Source organism: Ruegeria sp. S84, from assembly GCF_056583445.1.
On the sequence record NZ_CM152618.1, the window covers coordinates 1,700,183 to 1,726,324 of the forward strand.

The 26,142-nt window shown below is 57.9% G+C and carries 21 protein-coding genes and 1 pseudogene; 7 read left to right on the plus strand and 15 right to left on the minus strand.

Annotated features, from left to right (window positions below; translation table 11 throughout):
- Positions 1 to 122 precede the first annotated feature (122 nt).
- The 3 genes and pseudogenes from acnA (at position 123) to AC1DFB_RS08605 (ending at position 5,249) form a co-directional block, all read left to right on the plus strand.
- Entirely contained in the window at positions 123 to 2,813 is a 2,691-nt protein-coding gene (acnA, locus tag AC1DFB_RS08595) for an aconitate hydratase AcnA (protein WP_480922517.1), read from the plus strand.
- A 117-nt stretch (positions 2,814 to 2,930) separates the two neighbouring features.
- Positions 2,931 to 4,432, plus strand: a pseudogene (locus tag AC1DFB_RS08600) (BCCT family transporter).
- A 115-nt stretch (positions 4,433 to 4,547) separates the two neighbouring features.
- Positions 4,548 to 5,249, plus strand: coding sequence for an SDR family NAD(P)-dependent oxidoreductase (locus AC1DFB_RS08605; RefSeq protein ID WP_170422266.1), 702 nt, complete (start codon positions 4,548 to 4,550; stop codon positions 5,247 to 5,249).
- Here AC1DFB_RS08605 and AC1DFB_RS08610 read toward each other — a convergent pair.
- The 10 genes from AC1DFB_RS08610 to yajC form a co-directional block, all read right to left on the minus strand.
- Positions 5,244 to 5,786, minus strand: a complete 543-nt coding sequence (locus AC1DFB_RS08610) for a DsbE family thiol:disulfide interchange protein (protein ID WP_170396396.1) — start codon at positions 5,784 to 5,786, stop codon at positions 5,244 to 5,246. The two genes, AC1DFB_RS08605 and AC1DFB_RS08610, sit on opposite strands and share 6 nt — an antisense overlap.
- A complete protein-coding gene (ccmD, locus tag AC1DFB_RS08615; RefSeq protein WP_010442050.1) occupies positions 5,779 to 5,937 on the minus strand; it encodes a heme exporter protein CcmD in 159 nt (52 codons plus the stop codon). Before ccmD ends, AC1DFB_RS08610 begins: the two co-directional genes overlap by 8 nt.
- Entirely contained in the window at positions 5,934 to 6,707 is a 774-nt protein-coding gene (locus AC1DFB_RS08620) for a heme ABC transporter permease (protein WP_170396395.1), read from the minus strand. The genes ccmD and AC1DFB_RS08620 overlap by 4 nt, the downstream gene beginning before the upstream one ends.
- A 61-nt stretch (positions 6,708 to 6,768) precedes the next feature.
- Complete coding sequence (ccmB, locus tag AC1DFB_RS08625) at positions 6,769 to 7,425, minus strand: heme exporter protein CcmB (RefSeq protein WP_480922518.1); 657 nt, start codon at positions 7,423 to 7,425, stop codon at positions 6,769 to 6,771.
- A complete protein-coding gene (gene ccmA / locus AC1DFB_RS08630; protein ID WP_170396391.1) occupies positions 7,422 to 8,036 on the minus strand; it encodes a heme ABC exporter ATP-binding protein CcmA in 615 nt (204 codons plus the stop codon). Before ccmA ends, ccmB begins: the two co-directional genes overlap by 4 nt.
- A gap of 130 nt (positions 8,037 to 8,166) precedes the next feature.
- Positions 8,167 to 8,520, minus strand: coding sequence for an Mth938-like domain-containing protein (locus tag AC1DFB_RS08635; protein WP_170626639.1), 354 nt, complete (start codon positions 8,518 to 8,520; stop codon positions 8,167 to 8,169).
- Between the two features lie 10 nt (positions 8,521 to 8,530).
- On the minus strand, positions 8,531 to 9,289 hold the full coding sequence (locus tag AC1DFB_RS08640) for a TSUP family transporter (protein WP_480922519.1): 759 nt from the start codon (positions 9,287 to 9,289) through the stop codon (positions 8,531 to 8,533).
- Positions 9,270 to 10,238: a protein translocase subunit SecF gene (secF, locus tag AC1DFB_RS08645; RefSeq protein WP_170396385.1), complete on the minus strand. Its 969-nt coding sequence runs from the start codon at positions 10,236 to 10,238 to the stop codon at positions 9,270 to 9,272. Before secF ends, AC1DFB_RS08640 begins: the two co-directional genes overlap by 20 nt.
- Position 10,239: 1 nt before the next feature.
- Positions 10,240 to 11,901 carry a protein translocase subunit SecD gene (secD, locus tag AC1DFB_RS08650; RefSeq protein ID WP_480922520.1) on the minus strand — a complete coding sequence of 554 codons (1,662 nt, stop codon included), beginning with the start codon at positions 11,899 to 11,901 and terminating at the stop codon, positions 10,240 to 10,242.
- A 33-nt stretch (positions 11,902 to 11,934) separates the two neighbouring features.
- Positions 11,935 to 12,222, minus strand: coding sequence for a preprotein translocase subunit YajC (gene yajC, locus AC1DFB_RS08655; protein ID WP_155151194.1), 288 nt, complete (start codon positions 12,220 to 12,222; stop codon positions 11,935 to 11,937).
- Between the two features lie 192 nt (positions 12,223 to 12,414).
- Between yajC and AC1DFB_RS08660 the strand changes: the two genes are divergently transcribed.
- Positions 12,415 to 14,079 carry a mechanosensitive ion channel domain-containing protein gene (locus AC1DFB_RS08660; protein ID WP_170597969.1) on the plus strand — a complete coding sequence of 555 codons (1,665 nt, stop codon included), beginning with the start codon at positions 12,415 to 12,417 and terminating at the stop codon, positions 14,077 to 14,079.
- Positions 14,080 to 14,151: 72 nt separating this feature from the next.
- The gene (serS, locus tag AC1DFB_RS08665; protein ID WP_170663714.1) at positions 14,152 to 15,444 is read left to right on the plus strand and encodes a serine--tRNA ligase; all 1,293 of its coding nucleotides are present in this window, start codon (positions 14,152 to 14,154) and stop codon (positions 15,442 to 15,444) included.
- Between the two features lie 52 nt (positions 15,445 to 15,496).
- Here the strand turns inward: serS and AC1DFB_RS08670 are convergent, their stop codons facing one another.
- From AC1DFB_RS08670 to AC1DFB_RS08690, 5 genes are all read right to left on the minus strand, one after another.
- The gene (locus AC1DFB_RS08670; RefSeq protein WP_480922521.1) at positions 15,497 to 16,093 is read right to left on the minus strand and encodes a helix-hairpin-helix domain-containing protein; all 597 of its coding nucleotides are present in this window, start codon (positions 16,091 to 16,093) and stop codon (positions 15,497 to 15,499) included.
- An 88-nt stretch (positions 16,094 to 16,181) separates the two neighbouring features.
- Positions 16,182 to 17,168 (minus strand): fatty acid desaturase, encoded by a 987-nt coding sequence (locus tag AC1DFB_RS08675; RefSeq protein ID WP_170396376.1) that lies wholly within the window; start codon positions 17,166 to 17,168, stop codon positions 16,182 to 16,184.
- Positions 17,169 to 17,332: 164 nt separating this feature from the next.
- On the minus strand, positions 17,333 to 18,796 hold the full coding sequence (gene der / locus AC1DFB_RS08680; protein ID WP_480922522.1) for a ribosome biogenesis GTPase Der: 1,464 nt from the start codon (positions 18,794 to 18,796) through the stop codon (positions 17,333 to 17,335).
- Positions 18,797 to 18,845: 49 nt separating this feature from the next.
- The gene (locus AC1DFB_RS08685) at positions 18,846 to 20,168 is read right to left on the minus strand and encodes an outer membrane protein assembly factor BamB family protein (RefSeq protein ID WP_480922523.1); all 1,323 of its coding nucleotides are present in this window, start codon (positions 20,166 to 20,168) and stop codon (positions 18,846 to 18,848) included.
- A 40-nt stretch (positions 20,169 to 20,208) separates the two neighbouring features.
- A complete protein-coding gene (locus AC1DFB_RS08690; protein WP_170396370.1) occupies positions 20,209 to 20,880 on the minus strand; it encodes a hypothetical protein in 672 nt (223 codons plus the stop codon).
- 226 nt (positions 20,881 to 21,106) lie between these two features.
- Here AC1DFB_RS08690 and AC1DFB_RS08695 point away from each other — a divergent pair, with 226 nt between their 5' ends.
- Together AC1DFB_RS08695 and AC1DFB_RS08700 are read left to right on the plus strand one after the other, a co-directional pair.
- On the plus strand, positions 21,107 to 22,330 hold the full coding sequence (locus AC1DFB_RS08695) for an efflux RND transporter periplasmic adaptor subunit (protein WP_170612415.1): 1,224 nt from the start codon (positions 21,107 to 21,109) through the stop codon (positions 22,328 to 22,330).
- Positions 22,327 to 26,142 (plus strand): efflux RND transporter permease subunit, encoded by a 3,816-nt coding sequence (locus AC1DFB_RS08700; protein WP_480922524.1) that lies wholly within the window; start codon positions 22,327 to 22,329, stop codon positions 26,140 to 26,142. The genes AC1DFB_RS08695 and AC1DFB_RS08700 overlap by 4 nt, the downstream gene beginning before the upstream one ends.

Genomic DNA, 26,142 nt, shown 5'->3' on the forward strand with positions numbered 1-26,142 from the left:
GTGTGCAATGGTATACAAAAAACCACCCAAACTGCCCGTTGCACCTTGAAACAACTGGTGTGGTAATGCAGATAACCCTTAGCGAAGCCCGTATTCCAAGTCATTTGAGAGGGAGGCCACAGATGCCCATCAAGGTCGGACAGGACACCGCCAAGACACGCCGCAGCCTGAACGTGAATGGCAAATCCATTTCCTATTATTCGATTCCAGCCGCGCAAGAAGCAGGCTTAGGCGATTTTTCGAATCTGCCTGCCGCGTTGAAAGTGGTTCTGGAAAACATGCTGCGGTTCGAAGATGACGGGTTCTCGGTTTCCGTCGATGACATCAAAGCCTTTGCCGAATGGGGTGCCAACGGTGGCAAGAACCCACGTGAGATTGCCTATCGCCCTGCCCGGGTTCTGATGCAAGACTTTACCGGAGTTCCGGCCGTGGTGGATCTGGCAGCGATGCGCGACGGCATCAAGGGCCTTGGTGGGGACGCGCAAAAGATCAACCCGCTGAACCCGGTCGATCTGGTCATCGACCACTCGGTCATGATTGATGAGTTCGGCAACCCACGCGCGTTTCAGATGAACGTGGACCGCGAATATGAGCGCAACATGGAACGCTATCAGTTCCTGAAATGGGGTCAGAACGCGTTCAACAATTTCCGCGTCGTGCCTCCCGGCACCGGTATCTGCCACCAAGTAAACCTGGAATACCTGGCGCAGACCGTCTGGACGGACACGGACCAAAGCGGCGAAGAAGTCGCTTATCCCGATACACTTGTTGGTACTGACAGCCACACCACCATGGTCAACGGCATGGCCGTTCTGGGCTGGGGCGTTGGCGGGATCGAGGCCGAGGCAGCGATGCTGGGTCAACCGATCTCGATGCTGATCCCCGAGGTTGTGGGCTTTGAACTGACCGGTTCGATGGTCGAAGGCACAACGGGAACTGACCTTGTCCTGAAAGTCGTCGAGATGCTGCGCGAGAAAGGCGTGGTTGGTAAATTCGTTGAATTCTACGGCGAAGGTCTGGACCGCTTGCCCTTGGCCGATCGCGCAACCATCGCCAACATGGCCCCCGAATACGGCGCGACCTGTGGTTTCTTCCCGATTGACGGCGAGACCTTGCGCTATATGCGCAATACTGGACGCGACGAAGACCGCATCGCATTGGTCGAGGCCTACGCCAAGGAAAACGGCTTCTGGCGCGATGCCGATTACGCGCCGATCTACACCGACACTCTGTCGCTGGATATGGGCACAATTGTTCCTGCGATCTCGGGCCCGAAACGGCCGCAGGATTATGTCGCACTAACCGACGCCAAGGCCGCATTCACCAAGGAAATGGCCGAGACCTTCAAACGCCCGATGGGCAAACAAATAGAGGTCAAAGGCGAAAACTACGGCATGGAATCGGGCAAAGTCGTGATCGCCTCGATCACCTCCTGCACCAACACGTCGAACCCGTATGTGATGATCGGCGCGGGCCTCGTTGCACGTAAAGCCGCCGCGCTGGGATTGGATCGCAAACCGTGGGTAAAGACCTCATTGGCGCCCGGCTCGCAGGTTGTGTCCGCCTACTTGGAGGCTGCGGGTCTGCAGGAAGATCTGGACAAGATCGGCTTCAACCTTGTTGGTTATGGCTGCACCACCTGCATTGGCAACTCGGGTCCGATCCAAAGGGAAATCAGCGAAGCGATTGCCGAAGGCGATCTTGTTGCCACTTCGGTGCTGTCAGGCAACCGCAACTTTGAAGGCCGCATCTCGCCCGACGTGCGCGCCAACTATCTGGCTTCACCGCCGCTGGTAGTGGTTTATGCTTTGGCTGGTACGTTGGACATCGACCTGACCTCGGAACCGATTGGACAGGATCAGGCCGGCAACGATGTCTACATGAAAGACATCTGGCCGACCCAAAGCGAAATCGCCGAATTGGTTGAGGCAACCGTGACCCGCGAGGCGTTCCAGTCGAAATATGCCGATGTCTTCAAAGGCGACGAGAAATGGCAGGAGGTCGAGGTTCCACAACAGGAAACCTATGATTGGCCACCGACGTCAACCTACATTCAAAACCCTCCCTATTTCCAAGGCATGGGGCCTGAGCCGGGCACAATCTCGAATATCGATGGTGCAAAGGTTCTGCTGATCCTGGGTGACATGATCACCACCGACCATATCTCGCCCGCCGGTTCGTTTGCGACAACGACACCTGCCGGGAAGTATCTGACCGATCGTCAGGTTCAGCCGCGCGAATTCAACTCGTATGGCTCACGCCGTGGCAACCACGAGATCATGATGCGCGGCACCTTCGCCAATATCCGCGTCAAGAACGAGATGCTGGATGGCGTCGAAGGCGGTTATACAAAAGGCCCGGATGGTGAACAAACCTCGGTCTACGAAGCATCGATGGCCTATCAGGAGCAAGGCACCCCGCTGGTCGTCATTGGCGGCGAACAGTACGGTGCAGGTTCGTCACGCGACTGGGCGGCCAAGGGCACAGCTCTGCTTGGCGTCAAGGCAGTGATCGCCGAGAGTTTTGAGCGCATCCACCGTTCAAACTTGGTGGGCATGGGCGTCATACCGTTCGAATTCACCGATGGTGATACCCGCAAGACACTGGGTCTGAAGGGTGATGAGACCGTATCGATCCACGGGTTGGATTCAGTTGAGCCCCTACAGGAAGTGCCCTGCACCATCATTTACGGAGATGGTACCGAAAAGACGATCACCCTGAAGTGCCGCATCGATACCGCGCCCGAGATCGAATACATCGAAAACGGCGGTGTGCTGCAATACGTGCTGCGCAATCTCGCAAAAGCGTCATAAATCAGCAGGTTGATATCCAACCTCAGCCCCCGGCCCTGCGCCGGGGGTTTTGTTTTCTGGCCATTTATTCAAAAATCTGAAACTGTTGGGCAAGACAGTCTTCGGAATTCCATCACCATGAAAAAGCCCAACGCCCTACTGGTTTGTTCGCTTAGCGTCATCGCCGTGATCGGGATCTGGGGCGTCGTCGATATCGAAAGCTTGGTGACTTGGGCCAATAGCATCGTGCAACAAACCTTCCACAGTCGCGGTTGGTTCGTGATGCTCGCGGCCTCAGGCATGTTGATCGGGTGTTTGGTTCTGGCCTTTTCGCCATATGGCAAAATCCGTCTGGGCCGGGATGATGAAGAGCCCGAGTTCTCGACCGCCACCTGGATCTCAATGCTGTTCTCCGCAGGAATGGGCGTTGGACTGCTGTTCTGGGCGGTCGCCGAGCCCCTGACCCATTTCAACTTCATCTCGGGCATGGCACCCGACTATGTCGCCGCGCAGCAGGCCATGCTGGCAACAAACTTCCATTGGGGCCTGCACGCATGGGCGATTTACGGTTCGACCGCGCTGACCATTGCTTATTTCAGCTTTCGGCGCGGGACAGGCATGATGGTCAGTGCACCGATCAAAAGCCTATTCCCAGGAGAACGCTGGGCCGAGCGGGTCGGGTGGCTGTCGGATTTCATGGCCATTGTTGCAATCTCTATCGGTGTTGGCGGTTCAATGGCCATGGGCGTGTTCCAGGTTGCGGACGGGATTGCGGTTCTGGGTGGCCGGGAAACGGTTGGTGCCCTTCTGATCGGCGTTGTTTTCCTGGCGATGGTCGCAGCCTACATCCCTGCTCTGTTGATCGACCTTGGCCAAGGCATGGCGCGCTTGTCAAATGCGGCAATGCTGATCGCGATCTGCCTTGTGGCCTATACAGTGGTCCTCGGCCCCACCGAGTATCTATTGAATACCGTGGTTCAAGGGTTCGGCGATTACGTCACCAATGTCATCCCTCGGGGCTTTCAGACCTTCACCTTCTTCGGCGATGACGTCACCAAATGGTTCAGCGACTGGACCCTCACCTATATGGTCTGGTGGATCGCCTGGGGACCTTTTGTTGGTGTGTTTGTTGCGCGTATCTCTCGCGGTCGCACGATCCGGGAATTCGTGATCGGAGTACTCTTTGCGCCCACACTGTTCTCGATCCTTTGGTTCGGTGCCTTCGGCGGCATCGGTCTGTTCGAGGCGCTCAACGGTGCCGGAGAACTGCTGGCCTATACGCAAACAAACATCGAGCGTGTGACCTTCGCCCTGCTCGACCGTTTGCCGCTGTCGCTGATCACAACACTCGCAACCGTAGCAGCAGCGTTTCTGTTCATCGTGACCAGCGTCGTCAGCGCGGCTTTTGTGCTGGGTACATTCTCGACCGAGGGGGATGAGAACCCACCCCGCGCGTGCGGCTGATCTGGGGTGCATTGCTGGGCTTGTTGAGTGTCGCGATGATCCTGTCGGGCTCGGTGGAATCGGTCAAAGTCCTGATATCACTCGGGGCGCTGCCCTTTGTGTTCATCTCGGTTCTCCTGATGGTCTGCCTGTTCCGAGCACTACGAGAAGAGGGGCTGAGCCATGCTGATCGGTGATCTGACGGATACGCTTATGAATCTGACCACCTTTGCATTCATCGGCGCGATGATCTGGATTTTGGTTCGTAAGTAACGGCTTGAATCCCGACCATTTTACCGATTTCCTACGATTATGGACAAAGTCGCATTGATAACCGGCGGTGCACGCGGAATTGGGCGTGCAATCGTCGAAGACCTCAGCCGTGATCACCGCGTCGCGTTTACTTGGTTGTCGAGCAAACCCACGCCCGAGCTACTGGGTGGGGATGTTCTGGCCATACGCTCTGATCTATCTGCGCCCGACCAGCCGGCTAGCGTGATTTCGCAGGTGATCGAGAGGTTTGGACGGCTGGATGTGATCGTCAACAATGCCGGCCTTGTGAAATCTACCCCCAAAGAGGAATTTCGGGCCGAGGACCACCGCGCCATTCTGGATTTGAACCTGCTGGCCCCCGCCGCATTGTTGGCTGCTGCGCTACCACATCTGAAACGCGACGCCTCAATCGTCAGTATCTCATCCATGAACGCGGTCTTGCCGCCTCGGGATGCTGTGACCTATGGGGCAAGCAAGGCCGCCCTGAATCTATGGACCCATGCCATGGCAAAGGAGCTTGGGCCAAAGGGGATACGCGTTAATGCAGTCGCGCCGGGTGCGATCAACATCCCCGAAGCGCCCCGGTCGGAGGAGTTGACCGCGCTGTTTGTCAAAGAAACCGCTTTAGGTCGCGCGGGAAAGCCCGAGGATATCGCCAAAGTCGTCAGGTTTCTGGCGTCCGATGCCGCATCCTTCATCACTGGTGAGGTTCTGGGCGTCACCGGTGGCTATCGCTTATGAGCCACCTGCGGCTTTCTCAAGCGCTGGGCGGATCGTGCTTTCGATCACCCGCTGAGTGACCGGACCAGCCCAGCGCAGGATGATCGTACCCTCACCGTCGATCACATATGTTTCGGGCACACCGTAGACGCCCCAGTCCAGCCCCATGCGGCCCTGTTCATCCCGACCGATACCTGCATAGGGATCGCCCAGTTCGGCAAGAAATCCTTCAGCGTTGTCCAGTTGATCTTTGTAGTTGATACCATAGACCGGGATACCCTCGTCAGACAGAGCCTGCAGATTGGGGTGTTCGACGCGGCATGGTGCACACCAACTGGCCCAGTAGTTGACCAGCTTGACCTCGCCATCACGCAGTGTGGCATCATCGAAGCCCGGTTTGCCCGCGAACTCGGTCAGTACAACCGGCGGTGCTGGCTGACCCTCACGCGCCGAGGGCAAGGCGTTAGGATCGTCACGGAACATGCCGATGCCCGCGAGTACAGCGAAGGCGCCGAAAATCAGCGGAGGCGCGATCATCAGGGGCGAAATCTTAGCCATTGCGTGACATCCTTTGTTCAACCTTCTCCATCTCGGCCCGTACCTTACGGCCCCGGATCACGCTGAAACCCACCAATGCGATCAGAAGTCCGATTGATACGACATAGGACCACAAGACGGTATCGGCATATTTTCCAAGATCAGGGATCATCCGCTCACCCTTTCACGCGCCATAAGCGCCTTGGTCCGGCGGGCGCGAATTTCTGTGCCCGTACGATAGAAGACCAGCGCAATGAACAGCAGTACAAAGCCGATGATGCAGAGCAGCAGTGGATAGAAGTAGATATTGCTTACCTTCTCCTCAGTATCCGTGCCTGTGATCGCCCCGGCGCGCATCACCGAAGCCCCCTGATGCAGCCCCTGATTCCAGAAGTTCACCGCATACCGGCTGAGGAACGCAAAGACAGAACCCACAAGGCAAAGGACCGAGGTCAGGTCCGCCGCTGTATCCGGATCTTCGATCGCTTCCCAAAGCGCGACATAACCTAGATAGAACAGGAACAGGATCAGGAACGATGTCAGGCGCGGGTCCCAGGCCCACCATGTCCCCCACATGGGCTGCCCCCAGATCGCTCCGGTGGCCAATGCGATCAGCGTCATCACGATGCCAATGGGCGCAGCGGCACGGGCAGCCAGCGCACTGACATGGTGGCGACGCACCAACCAGACCAGCGAAGTTGCCAGCATCATCAGCCAGCAATTGATCGCCATCAACGCGGCGGGCACATGCAAATAGATGATCTTTACGGTCGAGCCTTGTTTGTAGTCATCCGGGGTGAAGAAAAAGCCCCAGATCAATCCGACGACCAGACAAAGACCTGAGCTGATCCAGAAGAACGGAAGGACCCGTTCGCTGGTCGCGAGGAACTTACGCGGGTTGGCGTATTCCCAAAGGGCATTGGCTTTGGCTGCGATTGTCATGGGCTCTATCTAGTCCGAGTCGGCGTGGTTCTCAATTGACCTCAGTCAAGCTTTGTGGCCATCACCTAAGATTGATGCGCAGTACCGCTGCGCTGGCAAAGGGTAAAAGTGCGACCGTTGCGGCGGTAATCCCTGACAGCATTAGCAGGGGCGTTTGCGTCTCCATGCCTGTCGCACCGCGTCGGGCGACCTCGGCTCCGAAAATCAAAGTCGGCACGTAGAGCGGCAAAACCAGAAGCGACAGTAGCAGACCGCCCCGTTTTAGACCAACAGTAAGGGCCGCGCCAAAGGTGCCGATAACGCTCATCGCCGGAGTACCGAGGAGCAGTGAGATCACTAGCCACGAAAACCCGGGTACAGGCAGGTTTAGCAACACGCCTAGGAACGGCGCGGCCAGAACCAGCGGCAATCCGGTGGTTAGCCAATGGGCTAGCGCTTTGACGGTAACAACCGATTCCAACGGAAGCGGCGCGGTCGCGAGCAGATCAAGCGAGCCGTCTTCCCAATCCAGCGCCAGAAGGCGATCAAGTGACAGCAGACACGCCAAAAGCGCGCCCAGCCAAAGAACGCCCGGTGCGATGGTCGAAAGCAGCGAAGATTGCGGGCCAACCGAGAATGGCACCAGAACGGTGACGATCAGGAAGAAAGCAAGACCGAGACCAAAGCCACCCCCCGCACGGAAGGCCAATTTCAGATCACGCAGCAATAAGGCGATCACAAGAAACCTCCGTCGAAATCGTCGATGGGCTTGGGCTTGGCCTTGTTGGGGCCAACGTCCAGAACCTCTCCGTCCAAGCCAAGATCAATATGGGTCGCGATCAGGGCCGAACCACCCTGCCCCAGATGCGCGCGCACAGCATCCGCAAACATCTGCACGGCGTGACGATCCAGCGAGACCGTCGGCTCGTCCAGCATCCAGATCGGGCGGCCAGTAACCAACATACGCGCCAATCCCAGACGCCGTTTCTGCCCTGCCGAAAGGTTGCCCGCATGGCGGTCAGCCAACTCGTTCAGCTCAAACGCATCAAGGGCGTGCTGGATATCACGGGTGCCAAAGACCGACGCCCAGAAGTTGAGGTTTTCGACAACGGTCAGGGTCGGTTTTAACCCGTCGGAATGGGACGCGTATGCGATCTGGTCTTCTGCCCCGTCGATTTGCCCTGCCAGCGGCGGTTGCAGGCCCGCAAGCGTACGCAGTAATGTTGTCTTTCCGATCCCATTCGGTCCACGCAGAATCAGCGCCCTTCCTGCCTCAAGCGAGAAGCTCAGCCCTTCGAGCACGGGAACTCCGCCGCGTGCGATGGCCAGATCGGTTACCTTTAAAGTCATGAAGCCCGCTTAGCGGATTGTGCGTGTGGGCAAAAGGTCGGAATTGCCGCAGAGCGGCTGGTCGGATCGCAGTGAGGGGCCAGCCCCTCACACTCCCCGGGATATTTTTAGCCAGTGGAAGAACAGATCCTCAGACCGGGATCAGCGCAAGCGCAATGCGGCGGCCTTCGGAAAGCAGCACGTTGTAGGTGCGGCAGGCCGCCGGAGAGTTCATGATTTCGACACCCAGACCTGCCTCTTCCAATGTGGTGCGCAAGTCGGCTGGGATGTGGGTCAGTTCTTTGCCCGTACCGATGAACAGAACATCGACATGTTCGGACAAGGCCAGCAGGGTCTGGGCGTCGGAGTAACCCGCCCAAGCCGATGTACCGGTGGGGCCGGTCAGGACTGCCCCATCATGAACTTCCCCGCCTATCCGAAAGAACCCGGGGCCATAGCCATCAACCGGCTGAGCGTTTGTATATGTGATCTCGTTCAGGCGCATGTGCAGGGTTCTAGCCCCAAAGCGGCAGGCCGGACAAGGCCGCTGTTGCAATCACCAGATAGGCTGCGGCGCGGTAGAGGTTCTCGTACTCGGGTCGGAACATCCAGCCTCCCAGCCAGTTGCCCGCAAGGTTGGGAACTGCCAAAGCAAGGCCCAATCCGATGCTCGCGATCGAAAGACGCCCCATCCCACCGAGATATCCAAGGATCAGCAAATCGAAAGCAAACAGGAACAGTAGGATCGTCGCGCGGATGATCTCAACCGGTAAGGGCCGTGACATATAAAACAGGATGACAGCAGGCCCCGGTATCCCGGCTACCCCGCCCAGTAGCCCTGCAGCCCCGCCGATCGCAGCAACCATGCCACGCGATACCGCTCCCCGGTAGCGCAGACCAAAAACCAGAACGGCCAGCATCGACAATGAAATCAGGCTGACGATATAGCGAAACACTTCGGGATCGGTCCGGGTCAGCAGCCATAAGCCAACCGGTAGAAGTAGCGCGCACCCGACCAAAAGGCGCATCAGATCTGCCTTGTCAACAACCGTCCATGCGCGGCGCAGGTTCGGGATCGGGCCAAATATGTCCATGACCGTCAGCGCGATGATGGCACCGAAGGGGCCAAGATACGGGCTGGCGATGGGCAGGAAGATCAGGGCCGTCCCAAAGCCGGAGAACCCGCGCACGATGCCCCCAACAAAGGCGGCGAAAATAATAACGGCCAGACCGGTTGGGGTCTGGCCGAAATACTCAGGCATCAATGTTGGCAAACTGGTTGCCCGCCGTATTCGACGGCTTCGACCAGTCGCGCTTGACCCCCAGCCACAGCAGGATGGTCGAGGCCACGAAGACCGACGAATAGGTCCCGACGATCACGCCCCAGATCATCGCGAAGACAAAGCCTCGGATCACGTCTCCGCCCAGTACATAGAGCGAGATCAGCGCCAGCAGCGTGGTCACAGAGGTCATCACCGTCCGGCTGAGCGTTTCGTTGATCGAGATGTTCAGCACCTCTTTGAGGTCTTTCTTCTTGTACTTCCGCAGGTTTTCGCGAACCCGGTCGAAGACGACCACGGTGTCGTTCAGCGAATAGCCGACGATAGTCAGTAGAGCGGCGATGATCGCCAGGTCAAAACGGATTTGTAGTTCCGAGAAGATGCCGATGGTCAGGATCACGTCATGCACCAACGCGGCGACCGCCCCGAGTGCGAACTGCCATTCGAACCTAAGCCAGATATAGACAAGCACTGCGCCAATCGCCAAGGCGACCGCAATGACCGCGGTCTGGATCAACTCACCCGAAACCTTGGGGCCAACCGATTCTACCGAGACGAACTGGATATCCGGCGCGGCGACGGTCAGCGCTTCTTCGACGGCTGTGACGGTTGCGGCCGCCACAGCTTCGGCCCCGTCCTGTGCCTGAATGCGGATCATCGCGACGTTTTCATCCTCGCCAAAGGTGGGATCAAAAATCTCGGTGATGGTCACATCGCCAAGCTCAAGCGGCGCGATGGCGTCGCGATAGGCGCCGACGTCGATCTCTTGCGCGCTTTGGGTCCGGATCGTGGTGCCGCCGCGAAAGTCGATGCCGAAGTTCAGCCCTTGCAGCAGGAATGACGTGAATGCGATCACCATCATCAAACCCGAGATGCCCAGCCAGACCTTCCAACGGCTAAAGAAATCGAACGAGGTGTTTTGGGGTACGAGTTTCAGTCTCATGTCAAACCTCGATCGTTTTCGGACGGCGGCGTTCGAACCACATCACGATCATCAGACGCGTCACAAAGATCGCGGTGAAGACCGAGGTCAGAATACCCAGACCAAGCGTAATGGAGAAGCCGCGCACAGGACCACTGCCCATGGCAAACAGGATGGTTGCGGTAATGAATGTGGTCACGTTTGCGTCCAGAATGGCCGAAAGCGCTTTTTCGTATCCCAGTTCGATGGCACGCGCCGGACCTTTGGCAGATTTCAGTTCCTCGCGGATACGCTCGAAGATCAGCACGTTGGCGTCAACTGCCATGCCCACCGTCAGCACGATACCCGCGATCCCGGGCAAGGTCAGCGTGGCGCCGATCAGTGAGAGCAGGCCAAACAAAAGCCCCACGTTCAGGATCAGCGCAATATTGGCGAAGATGCCGAACAGGCCGTAGCTGAGAGCCATGAATACCAACACGGCGACAAAGGCCACGATTGTCGCGACTTTACCTGCGTCGATACTGTCCTGACCCAGCTCAGGGCCGATGGTGCGCTCTTCCAGGAAATCCAGACCTGCAGGCAAGGCACCTGCGCGCAGCAGAACGGCCAAATTGGTGCTTTCCTCAACCGTGAAATTGCCAGTGATGATGCCCGAGCCGCCGGGGATATGGCTTTGGATTACAGGGGCCGAGATCACCTCGTCATCCAGGACGATAGCAAAGGGTGCGCCAATGTTTTCCAGCGTGTAATCGCCGAATTTGCGCGCGCCAGAGGTGTTGAACCGGAAGCTGACCGCAGGGCGGCCGTTCTGGTCGAAGGATGGCTGCGCGTCGACCAATTCTTCACCGGTCACGACGGGTGCGGCATCCAGAGTGTAATACACACCATCTTCATCGATCGATGGCACAAGCTTCTCGCCAACTCCCGGAATTGCATCTGGGTCAGTCCCGCGTCCAACGACAGGATTGAACGTCAACTGTGCCGTCGTGCCGATAATCTCTTTGAGCTCCCCGGCGCTGCCGATGCCGGGCACCTGTATCAGGATACGATCAGCGCCCTGACGCTGGATCGTTGGTTCGCGTGTGCCAACCTCGTCGATCCGACGGCGGATGATCTCAAGGGACTGGCGCACAGTACGATCATCCGAAGCAAGCTTTTCGGCCTCGGACAGTTGGACAACGATAGTGTCCCCCTCGGCGCGAGCCTCTATATCTGTTGCCCCTGCCCCGGTCAGCGTCTGCACCTGTCGGGCCAGACCGCGCACAACCTCTAATGCGCGGGACATGCCCTCGGGTTGGCTGATGCGCACGCGAATCTCGTCAGGCGCCGAATCCTGACGACGGATCGTGCCGACCGTCGCGCGTTCATCACGCAGCGCGTCGCGGATTTCGGGCCACATCGCCTCCATCCGGGATTCGTAGACATCATCAACCTTGACCTCGGCCAGCAAATGCGCGCCGCCGCGCAAATCGAGCCCGAGATTGACCAGAGACGACGGCAGCCGATTCGGCCATTGCGCGGCCTCGGCCTGCATTTCAGGTGTATCAATGCCAAGCTCAATCGCAGCCTTGGCATCGTTAGATTGTTCGACGCGCGTATAAAACGCATTCGGCAGGGCAAGGAACAGACCGATCACACAGACCGACCAGATCAGAACCCGCTTCCAGGAATCAATTTGCAGCATTACCCTGCCTTTTCAAGGAATTGTCGCGCGAAGTTACTTCGCAGGTTCGGTCTTGTTCAGAACCTGAGCGATGGTCGATTTGACCACGCGAACCTTAACGCCCTCGGCGATCTCGACTTCGATCTCGTTGTCGCCTTCCTTGACCTTCGACACCTTGCCGATCAGCCCGCCTTGGGTGACAACCTGATCGCCCCGGCGCACGGCTTCGACCATGGCCTGATGTTCCTTCATCTTTTTCTGCTGCGGACGGATCAGCAGAAAATACATAATCGCGAAGATCAGGATCAGCGGGAGAAACTGGGCGATTGCGCCACCTTCCATGGGATATTCCTTTGTTCTGATGATGCAGAGAGCTCTCTGCAAAGTTTGCGGGAACCTATGCTTTGAAACATGGGTTTGCAAGCAAACCTGGCCCCATTTCGACCATCGGGTTCAAAGGTTTGCTGCCGGACGTTGCAGATATGTTCTAGGCAGACCCTTCCAGTCAGATATAGTCCTGTGGCAGGAGGCCTAATGATTCAATCAATCCAGACCCTTGGCGCGTTTGTTCGCCTGATGCTCGTGACAACCTGTATAGGTCTTTTGGCGTCGCCCGTATGGGCACAGAACGCCACTAGCGAAGAGCCTGCTATAGAAGACACTGAATCAGAGATTTTTCAGGCTCCGGTTATCGTTGACGGCGACACCTTGTTTCACCTGCGCGGCTCCAGCGCGCTGCCCGCTCCGGAACGGGCCGCGAGTGTACAGAACAAGATCATCGAAATCGCCGAGGCCTCAGACGCCGAGCAGGTCTCTATAACCTTCGAGGACTCAGAGTTCGGCATTCGAATCTTTGCCGATGGTGTTCAAGTTTCGATCGTGACCGATGCCGATTCCGAGCTTGAGCAGATGGACCTGAACGTTCTCAGTTTGTTGCACGGCGACGCTATTAAACAATCCATTGAAAGCTATCGCGCAAACCGCACCGAGCAGGCGCGTGTTTCGGGTGCCATCGAAGCCTTGGCATGGACAGCTGGATTCGCGCTTTTTGTCGTCGTTATCCTGTGGCTGCACCGGCGCATTCGCCGCCGTACGCTGAAACTGGTCAAGCGTTACCTCAAGGATGTCGAAACCGCGACCGCAAAAAGCGTTCAGGCCGAGGCCATCGCCGCGTTGATCCGGTATGCTCTGAATTTTGTCCTGCTGGTGATCTTTTTCCTCGGCTTCTACTACTACCTCTCCTTCGTACTACTTGCCTTTGCCGAGACGCGCTATTTCGCGCAACTCCTGCTGACCTACTTGACCGAGCCGGTCCTGCTGATCTTCAAAGGCATCCTCAGCTACATCCCAAACCTGATCATGTTGATACTGATCGCATGGATAACGCTGTATATTATCCGGGGCATGCGTGTGTTCTTTGACGCCGTCGAGGCGGGAACCTTTGACATGGGCGATTTTGAAAGCCACTGGGTGAACCCGACCTTCAACATCGCCCGTGTCGTCGTTATCCTGATCGCTCTGGTCTTTGCTGTCCCTTACATCCCCGGATCAGATTCGGCGGCTTTTCAGGGGCTGACGATTCTGGTTGGTGCCATGCTGTCGCTGGGCGCAAACTCGGTCGTGTCGAACATGCTGGCGGGGCTCTTCGTGATCTATCGCCGCTCAACTTCGATCGGGGATCGGATCCAGATCGGGGACCATATTGGCGATGTGGTGCAGATCAAGTTGATGGAGACGCACCTTAAGTCCATCAAGAACGAACTGATCTCGATCCCGAACGCCCAGTTGATGAATTCGGACGTGGTGAATTTCTCAAAAAGAACGGATGGAAGCGGTTTGCTTCTGCACACCACCGTTGGGATTGGGTATGAAGAGCCGCCCGAAAAGATCGAAGCGATGCTGATCGAGGCCGCCCATCGCACCAAGGGAATCAAGGCCAAGCCCGAACCCTTTGTATTATGGACCGCATTGGCCGATTACGCGATCAACTATCAGATCAACGGTTATACCACTCGGGGCAGTATCATCCCGAAAATCCGCTCGGACTTACATCGCAACATCGTGGCCGTGTTCAATGAGAACAACGTGCAAATCATGACACCTTCGTACATGGCTGATCCGCCCGAGCCGAAGATCCCGGCCGAAGATTGGGATGGCCATCTGGCACATGAAACGCATGACGACGCGGATAAGTCGTAACCGGTGCTACACCCTGCCATTCAGATGGTGCATAAGCGGATTCAGTGATTCACGCAGTTAAGGATCTGAACCATGCACGACATCCGCGCCATACGCGAAAACCCAGCCGCCTTCGACGCCGCCCTTGCGCGCCGCGGGGACGCGCCGGTGTCGTCAGACCTGCTGAGGCTGGACGAAAGCCGCCGCGCCAAGATTCTGGCTGCTGAGACAGCTCAGGCCGAGCAGAAAAAGGCCTCCAAAGAGGTTGGCGCTGCCAAAGGGCGCGGGGATGAAGCTGAATTCGAACGCCTGCGCGCTCTGGTCGCCGAGAAAAAGGCCGAAGTGGCGCGGATGCAGACCGAGGCCAAGGATCTGGATGCTCTGCTGGCCGACCAGCTGATCCGCATCGCGAACCTGCCCGCCGAGGATGTGCCCGAAGGCGCGGATGAGAACGACAATGTCGAAATCAACCGCTGGGGCACACCACGCGAATTGGATTTTGCACCTAAAGAGCATTTCGAAATCGATGCCGTCCAAAACGGCATGGATTTTGAGACGGCCGCCAAACTCTCTGGCTCGCGCTTTGTGCTGCTTTCGGGCGGCGTCGCGCGCATCCACCGCGCTTTGGCGCAGTTCATGCTGGACACCCATATCAACGAGAATGATCTGACCGAGGTCAACGGCCCGGTTCTGGTTCTCTCGGAAATGATGCAGGGTACTGGTCAGTTGCCGAAGTTTGGCGAGGACAGCTATCAAACCCGCGAAGGCTGGTGGTTGATTCCAACCTCCGAAGTGTCGCTGACCAACATCGTCAACGACACGATGATCGAGGAGAGTTACCTGCCTCGCCGCTATACCGCGCATTCGCTGTGCTTCCGGTCCGAGGCTGGTAGTGCCGGCAAGGACACACGCGGGATGCTGCGGCAGCACCAGTTCGAAAAGGTCGAGATGGTCTCGGTCACCCATCCGGACAAGTCGGATGATGAACAGAAACGTATGCTGCGCTGCGCCGAAGGCATTCTTGAAAAGCTGGGCATTCCCTATCGCACCGTGATCTTGTGCACCGGCGACATGGGCTTTGGTGCACGACGCACTTACGACATCGAGGCGTGGCTGCCGGGCCAAAATACTTATCGCGAGATCAGCTCGGTCTCGACATGCGGGGATTTTCAGGCGCGCCGCATGAATGCGCGCTTCCGGCCAGAGGCCGGGGGCAAGCCAGAATATGTCCATACCCTGAATGGTTCGGGCCTGGCCGTGGGGCGCTGCCTGATAGCTGTGTTGGAAAATGGTCAGAATGCGGATGGGACGGTCACCCTGCCCGAGGTTCTGGCACCCTATCTGGGCGGCAAGCTAACCCTTCAGACCAACGGCACGCTGACATAAAAAAACCGGCGCATTTAGGCGCCGGTTTCCGATCAGACAAGGCGGAGAAGTATCACTTCTTCGCCTTTTTCTTATCTTTCTTCTTTCCGGGCTTCTTGTCGGACTTCTTCTTGTCAGACTTCTTATCGTCCTTCTTTTTGGCGTCCTTTTTCTTAACGTCTTTTTTGGGCTTCTTGTTTTTCTTACCCTTCTTGGTCTTTTCCTTGACCTTTTCCTTGGCTTTGGAAAACACCGCCTCCATTTCAGACTTCTTCTTGGCCGCCTTTTCAGCCTTGGCCTTGGCTTTCGCCTTTTTCTTTGCCTTGGCCTCGGCAGCGGCCTGTTCTGCCGCCGCGCGCTCCTTTGCCGCCTTACGCTCGGCCTCGGCCTTGTTCGCAGCCGCATTGCTTTTGGCTGTCGCGCGCTGCACAGCCGATTTCCGCTCGGCAGGCTTGCGGGTGGCAGCGCGGCGCGCGGGCTCGGGCTTGGCACCGACGACTTCTTTCGCAGCCGCGATCAGCTTAGCTGCGCGGGTGGAACCGACGCGCGGGGTGCCGGACAGATCTTCCGGTTTGGCCTTGGCAATGGCTTCTGCTGTTTTGTAGCCCTTTGCATTCAATGCCTTAGCAAGCGCTGGCCCTACGCCACGCACCTCAGTAACTGCGGTCATTTCGTTTCCTTTCGTTAACTCCCCCAGATTGTAAATGCACAGCACATACGTTCCTGAGAGAGCGCCAATTCAAGAATTAGATAGGAGGTTACCCGCTTTCGGCCAGGCGATGGCCTGCAGTTCGGCTGGGAAATGGGACAAGTCTTTTGGCGTCTTCATCCCATAGTTTCAGATTCAGCGCCGCCACTGCCTCGGGAAACTTGATCCGTCGCGGTGTGTATTCTGGCGGCAGGTTATAGTGGCACGCGCGCAGCCGGTAAGATGGGATGCGCGCATTGAAATGGTGGATGTCATGCAATGTGATGCAGGCCACCGCATTATCGAACCACCAGCCGAAATCCAGCGCCGAGGACCCCTCCAACGCAGCCAGCTTTGGATCCAGCTCGGGGCGGCGATCCCAGTAGGTGTCCTCGAAATTGTGCTGCAAATACACCAGGAACACCCCAAGCATCCCGCCCAGCAGCGAAAACACCAGCCAGACCAGAATGCCGGTGGCACCGGCGATCAAATACAGCAGTCCCAAAAACACAACAATCGAGAGGTTGTGCAGCACCACGCCCATCACACCGAACCGCACGGTGTTCTTGGGCCAGCGATAGCGGATGAAGTATGTGAATAGCGCGCCAACCGGCACCAGAATGAAGGGATTCCGATACAGTCGGTAAAACAAACGCTTTTTCCAATCCGCCTCGTTCCATTCGCGCAGCGTCATGGTGTGGATTTCACCGGTCTCGCGATGCTCGAGGTTGCCGATTCCGGCGTGATGCAGATTGTGGTTCTGCTTCATCACCTCGAACGGGGCAAATGTGAAGGGCGATAACCCATGGCCAGCCCATTCGTTCTGCTCGCGCGTCTCGAACAACGAATGGTGCCCGCAATCATGCTGCAGGACATAGAGACGCACGGCAGAGAAGGCAAAAACGATCCCCGCCGGGATCATGATGTACCAGCGGTCGACATAGGTGATCGCCAATGTAAGCGATGCGAAATACACCGCGAATGTTCCGAAATAACTGAGCGCGGCAAGCTTGTTGTCCTGCACCGCGTATTGTCTTGTATATTCTCTCAGATCCATCACGCCCGCTCCCCACGGAGGTCCGACCAATCACAAATTCAAAATTAAGTGCGGAGATCCCGCAAACAAGCAGCACGTGCAAAACAAATGCACGTGCTTGAATGCTAACGCGCAGAAACGGGGCTGTCACGCCCCCTCTCTGAAAATGCTGGAAATTAGCGCAGTTACGCCCGTCCCTTGAGATGCTTGGCCAGTGCGCCTGCGTTTTTCTTGCGCCGCCCTTTGTAGGGGTTCTTATCGCCCTGTCCGCGCAACGTCAGGCGGATAGGGGTGCCCGGCATATCAAAATCCTCGCGCAGGCCGTTGACCAGATAACGCGAATAGCTGTCAGGCATCTTGTCCGGATGCGAACACATGACCACAAACCCGGGCGGGCGGGTCTTGGCCTGCGTCATATACCGCAGCTTGATCCGGCGCCCCTGCGGGGCTGGCGGCGGGTGCTGTTCCAGCATGGCGGTCAGCCAACGGTTCAGCGCAGCGGTCGGCACGCGGCGGTTCCACACGTCATGGGCACGCAATATCGCGGCGCGCAAACGTTCCAAACCGCGGCCTGTTTTAGCCGAGACTGTGATCAGCGGCGCTCCACGCAACTGCGGCAGCAAGCGTTCGAAGGATTCTTTCAGATCGCGCAGCTTTTCCTGTTTGTCTTCTTCGATGTCCCATTTGTTGACGGCGACGACCACAGCACGACCCTCACGTTCGGCCAGATCGGCAATGCGCAGGTCCTGTTGCTCGAATGGGATAGCCGCATCCAGCAACACGACGACGACCTCGGCAAACTTGACTGCGCGCAGCCCGTCGGAAACCGAGAGTTTCTCAAGCTTCTCCTGCACCTTGGCCTTCTTCCGCATCCCGGCGGTATCAAAAATCCGCATCGGGGTGCTGTCCCCATCAGGGTCGGCCCAGTCGATCCGCAAGCTGATCGCGTCGCGCGTGATCCCGGCCTCGGGGCCGGTCAGCAATCGATCCTCGCCGATGATCTTGTTGATCAGGGTGGATTTACCGGCATTCGGACGGCCAACTACAGCGACTTGCAGGGGTTTGTCAGCGGTGATCAGCGGGGCTTCGCCTTCCCCGTCTTCGTCTAGCTCGATATCGGTTTGCGGCGTCTCTTCTACGCGCGCCTTTTCAGCCGCGTCAGCCAGTGGCATCAGCTGCGCATAGAGGTCCGTCATCCCCTCGCCATGTTCGCCCGACAGACGCACCGGCTCGCCAAGGCCTAGGTTGTATGCTTCAAGCACGCCCGCATCAGCCGCGTTCCCTTCGGCCTTGTTCGCTGCCAGGATCACATGTTTGGAGCGCTTACGCAGAATCTCGGCGAACATTTCGTCCGTGGGCGTCAAGCCCACCCGCGCGTCAATCATGAACAGGCAGACATCGGCCATGTCCACTGCACGCTCGGTCAGGCGGCGCATCCGACCTTGCAAGCTGTCATCGGTTGCGTCCTCAAGACCCGCCGTGTCGATCACGGTAAAACGCAGATCGCCCAGCCGCCCTTCACCTTCGCGCAGGTCACGCGTCACGCCGGGCTGGTCGTCGACCAAAGCCAGGCGTTTGCCCACAAGGCGATTGAACAGAGTGGATTTGCCCACATTCGGGCGCCCCACGATGGCGAGGGTCAGCGACATGATATTCAACTTTCAAGACTCAAGATGCGCCCTTTAACGCATCTTTTCGTCAACGGAAAGCGTGCAGTTCGCCCTTGGTCGACACAACATACAGCGTCTGACCCGCCACAACCGGTGCCGTGGTCGCGCCACCCGGCACTTCGACCTGATGCACCAGCGCTCCGTCGACGGGATTGAAGAAGCGCAGATAGCCGTCGTTCGAAGCCACGACAAGGCGTCCACCGGCCATGATCGGGCCGTAATGGGCAAAGATCGGCCCCCGGCGGCCCGGCTTGTTCTTGACGAAGCCCGGCAGATCGATGGCCCAGACAGTCGAGCCATCGGCTGCATCCAACCGTACCAATTGACTGCGATCACTGATCAGAAAAACACTGTTCCCCGCCGGCCAGACTGTATCAACGGCGCCTTCCGGTGCGGTCCAGTTCCGCTCACCCGAATTCCCGTCGAACGAGACCGTGCGCCCCGAATGGTTGCCGATTATGACCGAACTACCCGACACCATGGGCCCGGCGGTCACATCCACGATCTGAGCTGCCGCTCGGCCCCGACGCCCGCCTGCAACGGACGCGTTCCAGCGTAGAATACCGCCCCGGCGGAATGTTGCCGCGACATCACCCGATCCAAAGGCAAAGACTGACAGGTCCGAGGCAATCACGGGAGCAGGTGCACCCAGAACGTTTCCGACGCTCGGCGTGCCTTCGATTTGCCAGATGATCCGCCCATCCTTGGCATTCACCGCCCAACCGGTTTCGTCCCCGGCCACCAGATAGAGTATGCCGCCGCTAACCAAAGGAGCACCGCTGCCAGTTGCATTCAGACGTTTCTGCCACCTTTGCGCCCCGGATTTCGCATCGAGCGCGGTCAGCCTACCGAAACCCGACGAGACATAAAGCACACCGTCGGCATAGGCGAGCCCTCCGCCTGTGGCATCCCCGTCCTTTTCATTCGGCGGGATCAGGTTTGTGCTCCAGGCGACCTGCCCTTGGGGCGTAACAGCCGAGACATTTGCCCCGGAATCGAGCGTATATATCAGGCCACCAGCAACAACAGGGTCTGCGGTGATCCGCTGTTTTCGGCTATCGCCGGACCCAATGTTAGCAGACCAAATACGTTGCGGTGTGGCACTCAGCGCTGCGTTGGTAGTGCGGAAGGCGGGTGTACCCGCGCTTTGCGACCAGTTGGCGTTGCGGCTTTGAGCCGGAATACTGATCGGTTTGGCGCCACGGGTTTCAACGGTTTCGTTGTCGATGGAGGCACGAATATCCTCACGCTCACCCGGCAGAATGACTTCGGGTTCCTGACAGGCGCTGAGAACGGTGAGCGCGGCTGCCGCAACCGGCAATCCGAAGCCTGAGAAATAACGTGATAGCATAATCTACAAACTCGCCTGTGATATTCCGTTTCGCTGCGGGTTAACCCTGCTGGTTCGCCACGGGCTCGGGTTCGCCCCCAAGCGCGACGATAAGTTGAGCCGCGCGCTGTTGCAGATCGACGCTGGCCTCGGCGTCCTGGCGCAACGCCTGCAAACGGTCCAAAGCGGCTTGCGTATTGCCCTCGGCCACATCGATCAAGGCCAATTGTTCTTCGGCGAGCAGACGCAACGGAGCACCAGGTATGGCCAGCGCTTCGAACTGTTGACGACGATCCGCCACTGGCATCGTGTCAGTTTGCAGTAGCAATGCCTTGAAACTTGCAATCGCGCGATAGATTTCGGGCAAATCCCCCTGCGTGGCGATCGCATTCAGACTGTTCACCGCATCTTGCGCCGATCCGGCCTCGGCCTGAGAGGCGGACAGCAACATGTTCAAAACCGCGTCACCGCCGACAGATGCAGCATCGATCGCCTGCAGGCTTTGTGCCCGTTCGGCCGATCCGTTTTCAGCCAGCGCTGACAGAATCGCATCACCTAGAGCCTCGGCCTGGTTGGTATCGCGTGCTTTTCGGTATTCGTTGAACGCAGCGCCCCCGACAATGGCCACGACAGCCAGCACACCAACCCAGCCCCAACGGCGCAAAAGAAGGTACATGCGATCGCGGCGCACCTCTTCGGTGACCTCTTCAATAAAACTGTCGGCGTCGCTCATCCCTGCCCCCAGGCTTAAGTGTCCGGTTTTCTAGCGCCATGTCATACCCCGGCGATAAGGCCAAGCCAAGTGCCCGAATTCATACATTTGCCACCATATGGGTGACCCTTGCGTAAAAAACTAAACCGAACTATTCAGTTCAGTATGGAAAAGACATGGCCACAGCCCCATTTTAAGGGATAGCGGCTAAAGCCGACCGCGCGAACAGATCTGGAGATTCTACCGCATGCGATTGATTTCATTCGTTAACGCCATTTTGGTTATTGTTGCGTTGTATTTTCTTGTTTTCGAGCGCGACGCGCTGTTTGCGTTTGCAGGTCGCGGAGACGAGCCATCCGAGACCGCGACCGAGGCCTCGGAATCGGTGCAATCACCGGACTCGATCGGCGTTGTTGTGCTGCGCTCAACTGCGCGCGAGATCGGCAGCGCCGTTCAATTACGGGGTCAGACCAAGGCAAACCGCCAGGTCGAGGTCCTTGCCGAAACCATTTCGACAGTCCTGTCCGAGCCCAAGCGCAAAGGAGCTTTTGTCGAAGCAGGAGATCTGCTGTGCGAGCTTGACCCCGGAACCCGGCCCGCGAGCCTGGCCGAAGCCATGGCAGCCAAGCTTGAGGCCGAAAGCCGCGTTCCCGAGGCCGAAGCGCGCCTGGAAGAAGCTCACGCCCGTTTGGCTGAAGCCGAAATCAATCTGAAAGCAGCCCGCAAGCTGTCGGAAACCGGGTTTGGATCAGAAACGCGCCGTATCTCAAGCGAAGCCGAAATGAGCACTGCCGAGGCCGGAATCAAATCCGCCGAGGCCGGTCTGGAAGCTACGCAAGCCGGGATTGAAGCCGCCACCGCAGCAGTAGCAGCCGCCCAGCGCGAGATTGATCGCCTGACCATCAGCGCACCGTTCAAGGGTCTGCTTGAAAGTGATACTGCGGAATTGGGCAGCCTGATGCAGCCCGGCTCGCTCTGCGCAACCGTCATCCAGCTCGACCCGATCAAGCTGGTGGGTTTTGTGCCTGAATCAGAAGTGAATCGGATCATTGTCGGATCGATGGCAACTGCGCAGTTGGTTACGGGGCTGCAGGTCGAGGGGCGCGTGACCTTCCTCAGCCGTTCGGCTGATGAGACCACGCGGACATTCGAGGTCGAGATCACAGTGCCAAACCCGGAACTGCTGATCCGTGACGGCCAAACCGCCAACATTCAGATCGCGGCCGAAGGGGTCAAGGCACATCTGCTGCCCCAATCCGCACTGACCTTGAACAATGAAGGTGAGCTTGGTGTTCGCACCGTGGTAGCCGACAATGTCGTTGATTTTGTTCCGATCCGCCTTCTGCGTGACACCGCTGATGGTGTATGGGTTGGTGGCCTGCCGGAAACTGCTGATATCATCGTGATCGGGCAGGAATTCGTCACACGTGGTGTGACGGTCGCGCCGACATACAGGGAAGCATCGCAATGACGGGTATCGTCAGTTGGGCCGCAAGCCGTGCCAGAATGGTGCTGGCTTTCATCGCGATTTCGCTGGTTATCGGTGGGTATGCTTATGTCGGGCTCCCAAAAGAGGGTGAACCCGACATCGATATCCCGATGCTCTTTGTGTCGGTGCAGTTTCCAGGGATTTCAGCCGAGGACAGCGAAAGCCTGCTGATCAGGCCGATGGAAACCGAGATGGCCGATCTCGACGGGTTGGACACAATGACCGCCACCGCCGCCGAGGGCTACGCAGGCATTCTGCTGGAGTTCGAGTTCGGTTGGGACAAATCCGCCACCATCGCGGATGTTCGCGATGCCATGAACACCGCGCAAGCTGATTTCCCTGATGGGGCTGAGCAATACACGATTACCGAGGTCAACTTCTCCGAGTTTCCCATCGTCATTGTTAACCTGACCGGCCCGGTACCAGAGCGTACAATGGCGCGCGTTGCCAAAGATCTGCAGGACGAACTTGAGGCGTTGGACGCAGTGCTGGAAGCTGGCATTGCCGGAAACCGCGATGAAATGCTTGAGGTCGTGATCGACCCGCTGCGGCTTGAGGCCTACAACGTCACGGCCGCCGAACTGATCAACGTTGTGCAAAACAACAACCAACTGATCGCTGCAGGTGAGGTCGAGACCGAACAGGGCACGTTCTCGGTCAAGATCCCGTCGTCATTTAAGACTGCTCAGGACGTCTATGGCCTGCCCGTAAAGGTCAACGGAGACCGTGTGGTCACCTTAGGCGAACTGGCCGAAATCAACTATACGTTTGAAGACCGCGCGGGCACGGCCCGGTTCAACGGCGAACCCACCGTCGCGCTGCAGGTCGTCAAGCGCAAGGGCTTCAATCTGATCGACACCGTTGCGCTGATCAAAGCCACTGTCGCCGAAGAACAAATCAAGTGGCCAGCCGAACTGCAGGCCGCTGTTGATGTGGGCACCTCAAACGACCAAAGCCGCATCGTCGATTCAATGGTGCGCCAGCTTGAAGGATCGGTTCTGACCGCCGTCGCGCTCGTGATGATCGTGGTGCTGGCTTCGTTGGGAACACGCGCCGCGTTGTTGGTGGGTTTTGCCATTCCAACCTCGTTTCTGTTGTGCTTCGCCTTCCTCGCGATGATCGGGGTCACCATCTCGAATATGGTGATGTTTGGCCTGATCCTTGCCGTGGGCATGCTGGTCGATGGCGCCATCGTTGTTGTGGAATATGCCGACAAGCGCATTAAAGAAGGCGTTGGTCCGATGCACGCCTATGTCGAGGCGGCGCAACGGATGTTCTGGCCGATTGTTTCGTCGACGGCCACTACACTGTGTGCATTTCTTCCGATGTTGTTCTGGCCCGGTATTCCCGGCGAGTTCATGAAGATGCTGCCCATCACGCTGATCTTCGTTCTGTCGGCCTCGCTGATCGTGGCACTGATCTACCTGCCGGTCGTGGGCGGTGTCTCGGGCCGTATGAGCCGCAGTTTCGAGCGCAGCTCGAACTGGCTGCGAGCCCGCACGCCTTGGTGGCTGCGAGTGCTTCTGGTGCCGCCTTCACTATATATGATCTTCCTCGGCGCGATGCAGGTTTTGAACCCCAACTATCTGCTGCCCGGCGGTTCACTTGCTGGCGTGCTGCTGTTTCTGTTCGGCGCCTTCGCTGGGTCGGTCACGCTGAGTGCTGCCAAGATCGAACGCGCCCCGGATGAACATGTTCATACCGCTAAAGAGCACACGCCCTTCGGTTATGTGATCAAGTTCCTGGTCGGCAATCCGGTCATGCCGGTGGTGTCCATCGCAGTCGTCTTTGCGGCGGTGTTTTGGGTCGCATTCATCATATTCCCGCAAAACTCTCGCGGCGTTGAATTCTTCGTGGAAAGCGAACCGGAACAGGCCACGGCCTATGTCCGGGCGCGCGGCAACCTGTCTCTGGCTGAAAAGGACGAAATGGTTCTTGAGGCCGAGCGCGTGATCAGCGAACACCCGGCGGTGATCAACGTATTTGCCTTTGCGGGCGAAGGCGGGCTCAATCAGAACAATGGCGGTGCAGAAGCCCCCGCCGACACAATTGGTCGCGTCCAGTTCGAACTCATTCCTTGGGAAGATCGCCCAATCAGCTCTGAACAGATTACCGGTTGGTTCTGGGGACCGATTGCAGGTCTACTTGGCTTTGCAAAGGAAGAAGTCGCGACGGAATATGACGGCAATTTTGTTCTGGACGAACTAACCGCAGAGCTGGCAACCCTTCCTGGCTTTATCGTTGATCTTCAGGCGCTGGAACAAGGTCCCGCTTCCGCCAAGCCCGTTCATCTGCGCATAAAAGGCGATAGCTGGGAGGATCTGACGGCCGCGACCGTCACAGCACGAGAAGCCTTTGACACCACACCCGGCTTGATCAAGATCGAGGACACCCTGCCCCTGCCCGGCATCGACTGGCAGATCGACGTGGACGTGGCCAAGGCGGGTCGATTCGGCGCGGACGTCGCAACCGTTGGCGCGATGGTACAGCTTGTGACGCGTGGCATCTTGCTGGGTGAAATGCGACCGGATTCAACCGATGAAGAGGTAGAAATCCGCGTCCGCCTACCTGATCAGGATCGCGTCCTGTCAACGCTGGATACGCTGAAAGTTCGCACACCGGACGGGTTGGTCCCCCTGTCGAACTTCGTCACCCGCAAACCCGTGGCTAAGCTCGCCGAGATCAATCGCGCGGATCAACAGCGCTACTATGACGTTAAAGCGGATGTCGAGCCTGGGCTGAGCAAGATCGTGACCACCGGTCCTGACGGTGCAGAGCTGCGTTTGGCAACCGTGCGCGCGATTGGTGAAGGTGCCACACCAACTGGCAGCACGATTACCAGCGCGGACGGGGCAGAGTTCGAACTCGTTCAACTAACGGGTGCCGAGAACGTGGGTGAAGTGCGGTCCGCCATCGAAAGCGGTGACGCTCGGTTTGCCCTGATAAATCCGAACGAACGGATTGCCGTGCTGACCGAGTGGCTGGAAACCGATCCTTTTGGTCGCACCATCACTTGGGAATGGACCGGCGATCAGGAGGATCAGGCTGAAAGCCAGGCGTTCCTGTCCAGCGCATTCCTGGCAGCACTGGGTCTGATGTTCGTGATCCTGCTGGCGCAGTTCAACTCGTTCTACAACTCGGTGCTGGTGCTGCTGGCCGTGGTTCTGTCTACGACCGGCGTGTTGCTGGGCATGATGGTAATGCAACAACCGTTCTCGATCATCATGACCGGGACCGGGATCGTGGCGTTGGCCGGTATCGTGGTGAACAACAACATTGTTCTGATCGACACCTATCAGGAATATAGCGGCTACATGTCTCGCATTGATGCCATCGTCCGCACGGCTGAGGCGCGTATCCGCCCGGTTTTGCTGACTACGCTGACAACAATGGCGGGTCTGACCCCGATGATGTTCGGCCTGTCGCTGGATTTCATCGGCGGAGGGTATTCGATCGACAGCCCCACGGCACTGTGGTGGAAACAGTTGGCCACGGCGGTGGTCTTTGGCTTGGGTACAGCCACGGTGTTGACACTGATCGTGACGCCGTCATTCCTGGCGCTGCGAGTGTGGGTCACAACCTACGCGGTATGGCTGGGTAAGGCGCTGGCACGCGCCACGGCGGGTCGATCCAGCCAAATCGCGCAGGACATGGCAATCGGCCAAAGCGCGCGAGATGTGCAAGCAGCCGAAATGATCTGGACCGATGAACAGGACAAAGCTGTCCCTGATCAGAGCGCTCAGGACGACCGCCCCGATCATCCCCCGACAACACCGCTGAAGGCGGCGGAATAA

What these genes read in the sequence shown, in the direction of transcription:
- acnA (WP_480922517.1), top strand. Translation starts at nt 123, where the DNA reads ATGCCCATCAAGGTCGGACAGGACACCGCCAAGACACGCCGCAGCCTG.
- AC1DFB_RS08605 (WP_170422266.1), top strand. Translation starts at nt 4,548, where the DNA reads ATGGACAAAGTCGCATTGATAACCGGCGGTGCACGCGGAATTGGGCGT.
- AC1DFB_RS08610 (WP_170396396.1), bottom strand. Translation starts at nt 5,786, where the DNA reads ATGGCTAAGATTTCGCCCCTGATGATCGCGCCTCCGCTGATTTTCGGC.
- ccmD (WP_010442050.1), bottom strand. Translation starts at nt 5,937, where the DNA reads ATGATCCCTGATCTTGGAAAATATGCCGATACCGTCTTGTGGTCCTAT.
- AC1DFB_RS08620 (WP_170396395.1), bottom strand. Translation starts at nt 6,707, where the DNA reads ATGACAATCGCAGCCAAAGCCAATGCCCTTTGGGAATACGCCAACCCG.
- ccmA (WP_170396391.1), bottom strand. Translation starts at nt 8,036, where the DNA reads ATGACTTTAAAGGTAACCGATCTGGCCATCGCACGCGGCGGAGTTCCC.
- AC1DFB_RS08635 (WP_170626639.1), bottom strand. Translation starts at nt 8,520, where the DNA reads ATGCGCCTGAACGAGATCACATATACAAACGCTCAGCCGGTTGATGGC.
- secF (WP_170396385.1), bottom strand. Translation starts at nt 10,238, where the DNA reads ATGAGACTGAAACTCGTACCCCAAAACACCTCGTTCGATTTCTTTAGC.
- secD (WP_480922520.1), bottom strand. Translation starts at nt 11,901, where the DNA reads ATGCTGCAAATTGATTCCTGGAAGCGGGTTCTGATCTGGTCGGTCTGT.
- yajC (WP_155151194.1), bottom strand. Translation starts at nt 12,222, where the DNA reads ATGGAAGGTGGCGCAATCGCCCAGTTTCTCCCGCTGATCCTGATCTTC.
- AC1DFB_RS08660 (WP_170597969.1), top strand. Translation starts at nt 12,415, where the DNA reads ATGATTCAATCAATCCAGACCCTTGGCGCGTTTGTTCGCCTGATGCTC.
- serS (WP_170663714.1), top strand. Translation starts at nt 14,152, where the DNA reads ATGCACGACATCCGCGCCATACGCGAAAACCCAGCCGCCTTCGACGCC.
- AC1DFB_RS08670 (WP_480922521.1), bottom strand. Translation starts at nt 16,093, where the DNA reads ATGACCGCAGTTACTGAGGTGCGTGGCGTAGGGCCAGCGCTTGCTAAG.
- AC1DFB_RS08675 (WP_170396376.1), bottom strand. Translation starts at nt 17,168, where the DNA reads ATGGATCTGAGAGAATATACAAGACAATACGCGGTGCAGGACAACAAG.
- der (WP_480922522.1), bottom strand. Translation starts at nt 18,796, where the DNA reads ATGTCGCTGACCCTCGCCATCGTGGGGCGCCCGAATGTGGGCAAATCC.
- AC1DFB_RS08685 (WP_480922523.1), bottom strand. Translation starts at nt 20,168, where the DNA reads ATGCTATCACGTTATTTCTCAGGCTTCGGATTGCCGGTTGCGGCAGCC.
- AC1DFB_RS08690 (WP_170396370.1), bottom strand. Translation starts at nt 20,880, where the DNA reads ATGAGCGACGCCGACAGTTTTATTGAAGAGGTCACCGAAGAGGTGCGC.
- AC1DFB_RS08695 (WP_170612415.1), top strand. Translation starts at nt 21,107, where the DNA reads ATGCGATTGATTTCATTCGTTAACGCCATTTTGGTTATTGTTGCGTTG.
- AC1DFB_RS08700 (WP_480922524.1), top strand. Translation starts at nt 22,327, where the DNA reads ATGACGGGTATCGTCAGTTGGGCCGCAAGCCGTGCCAGAATGGTGCTG.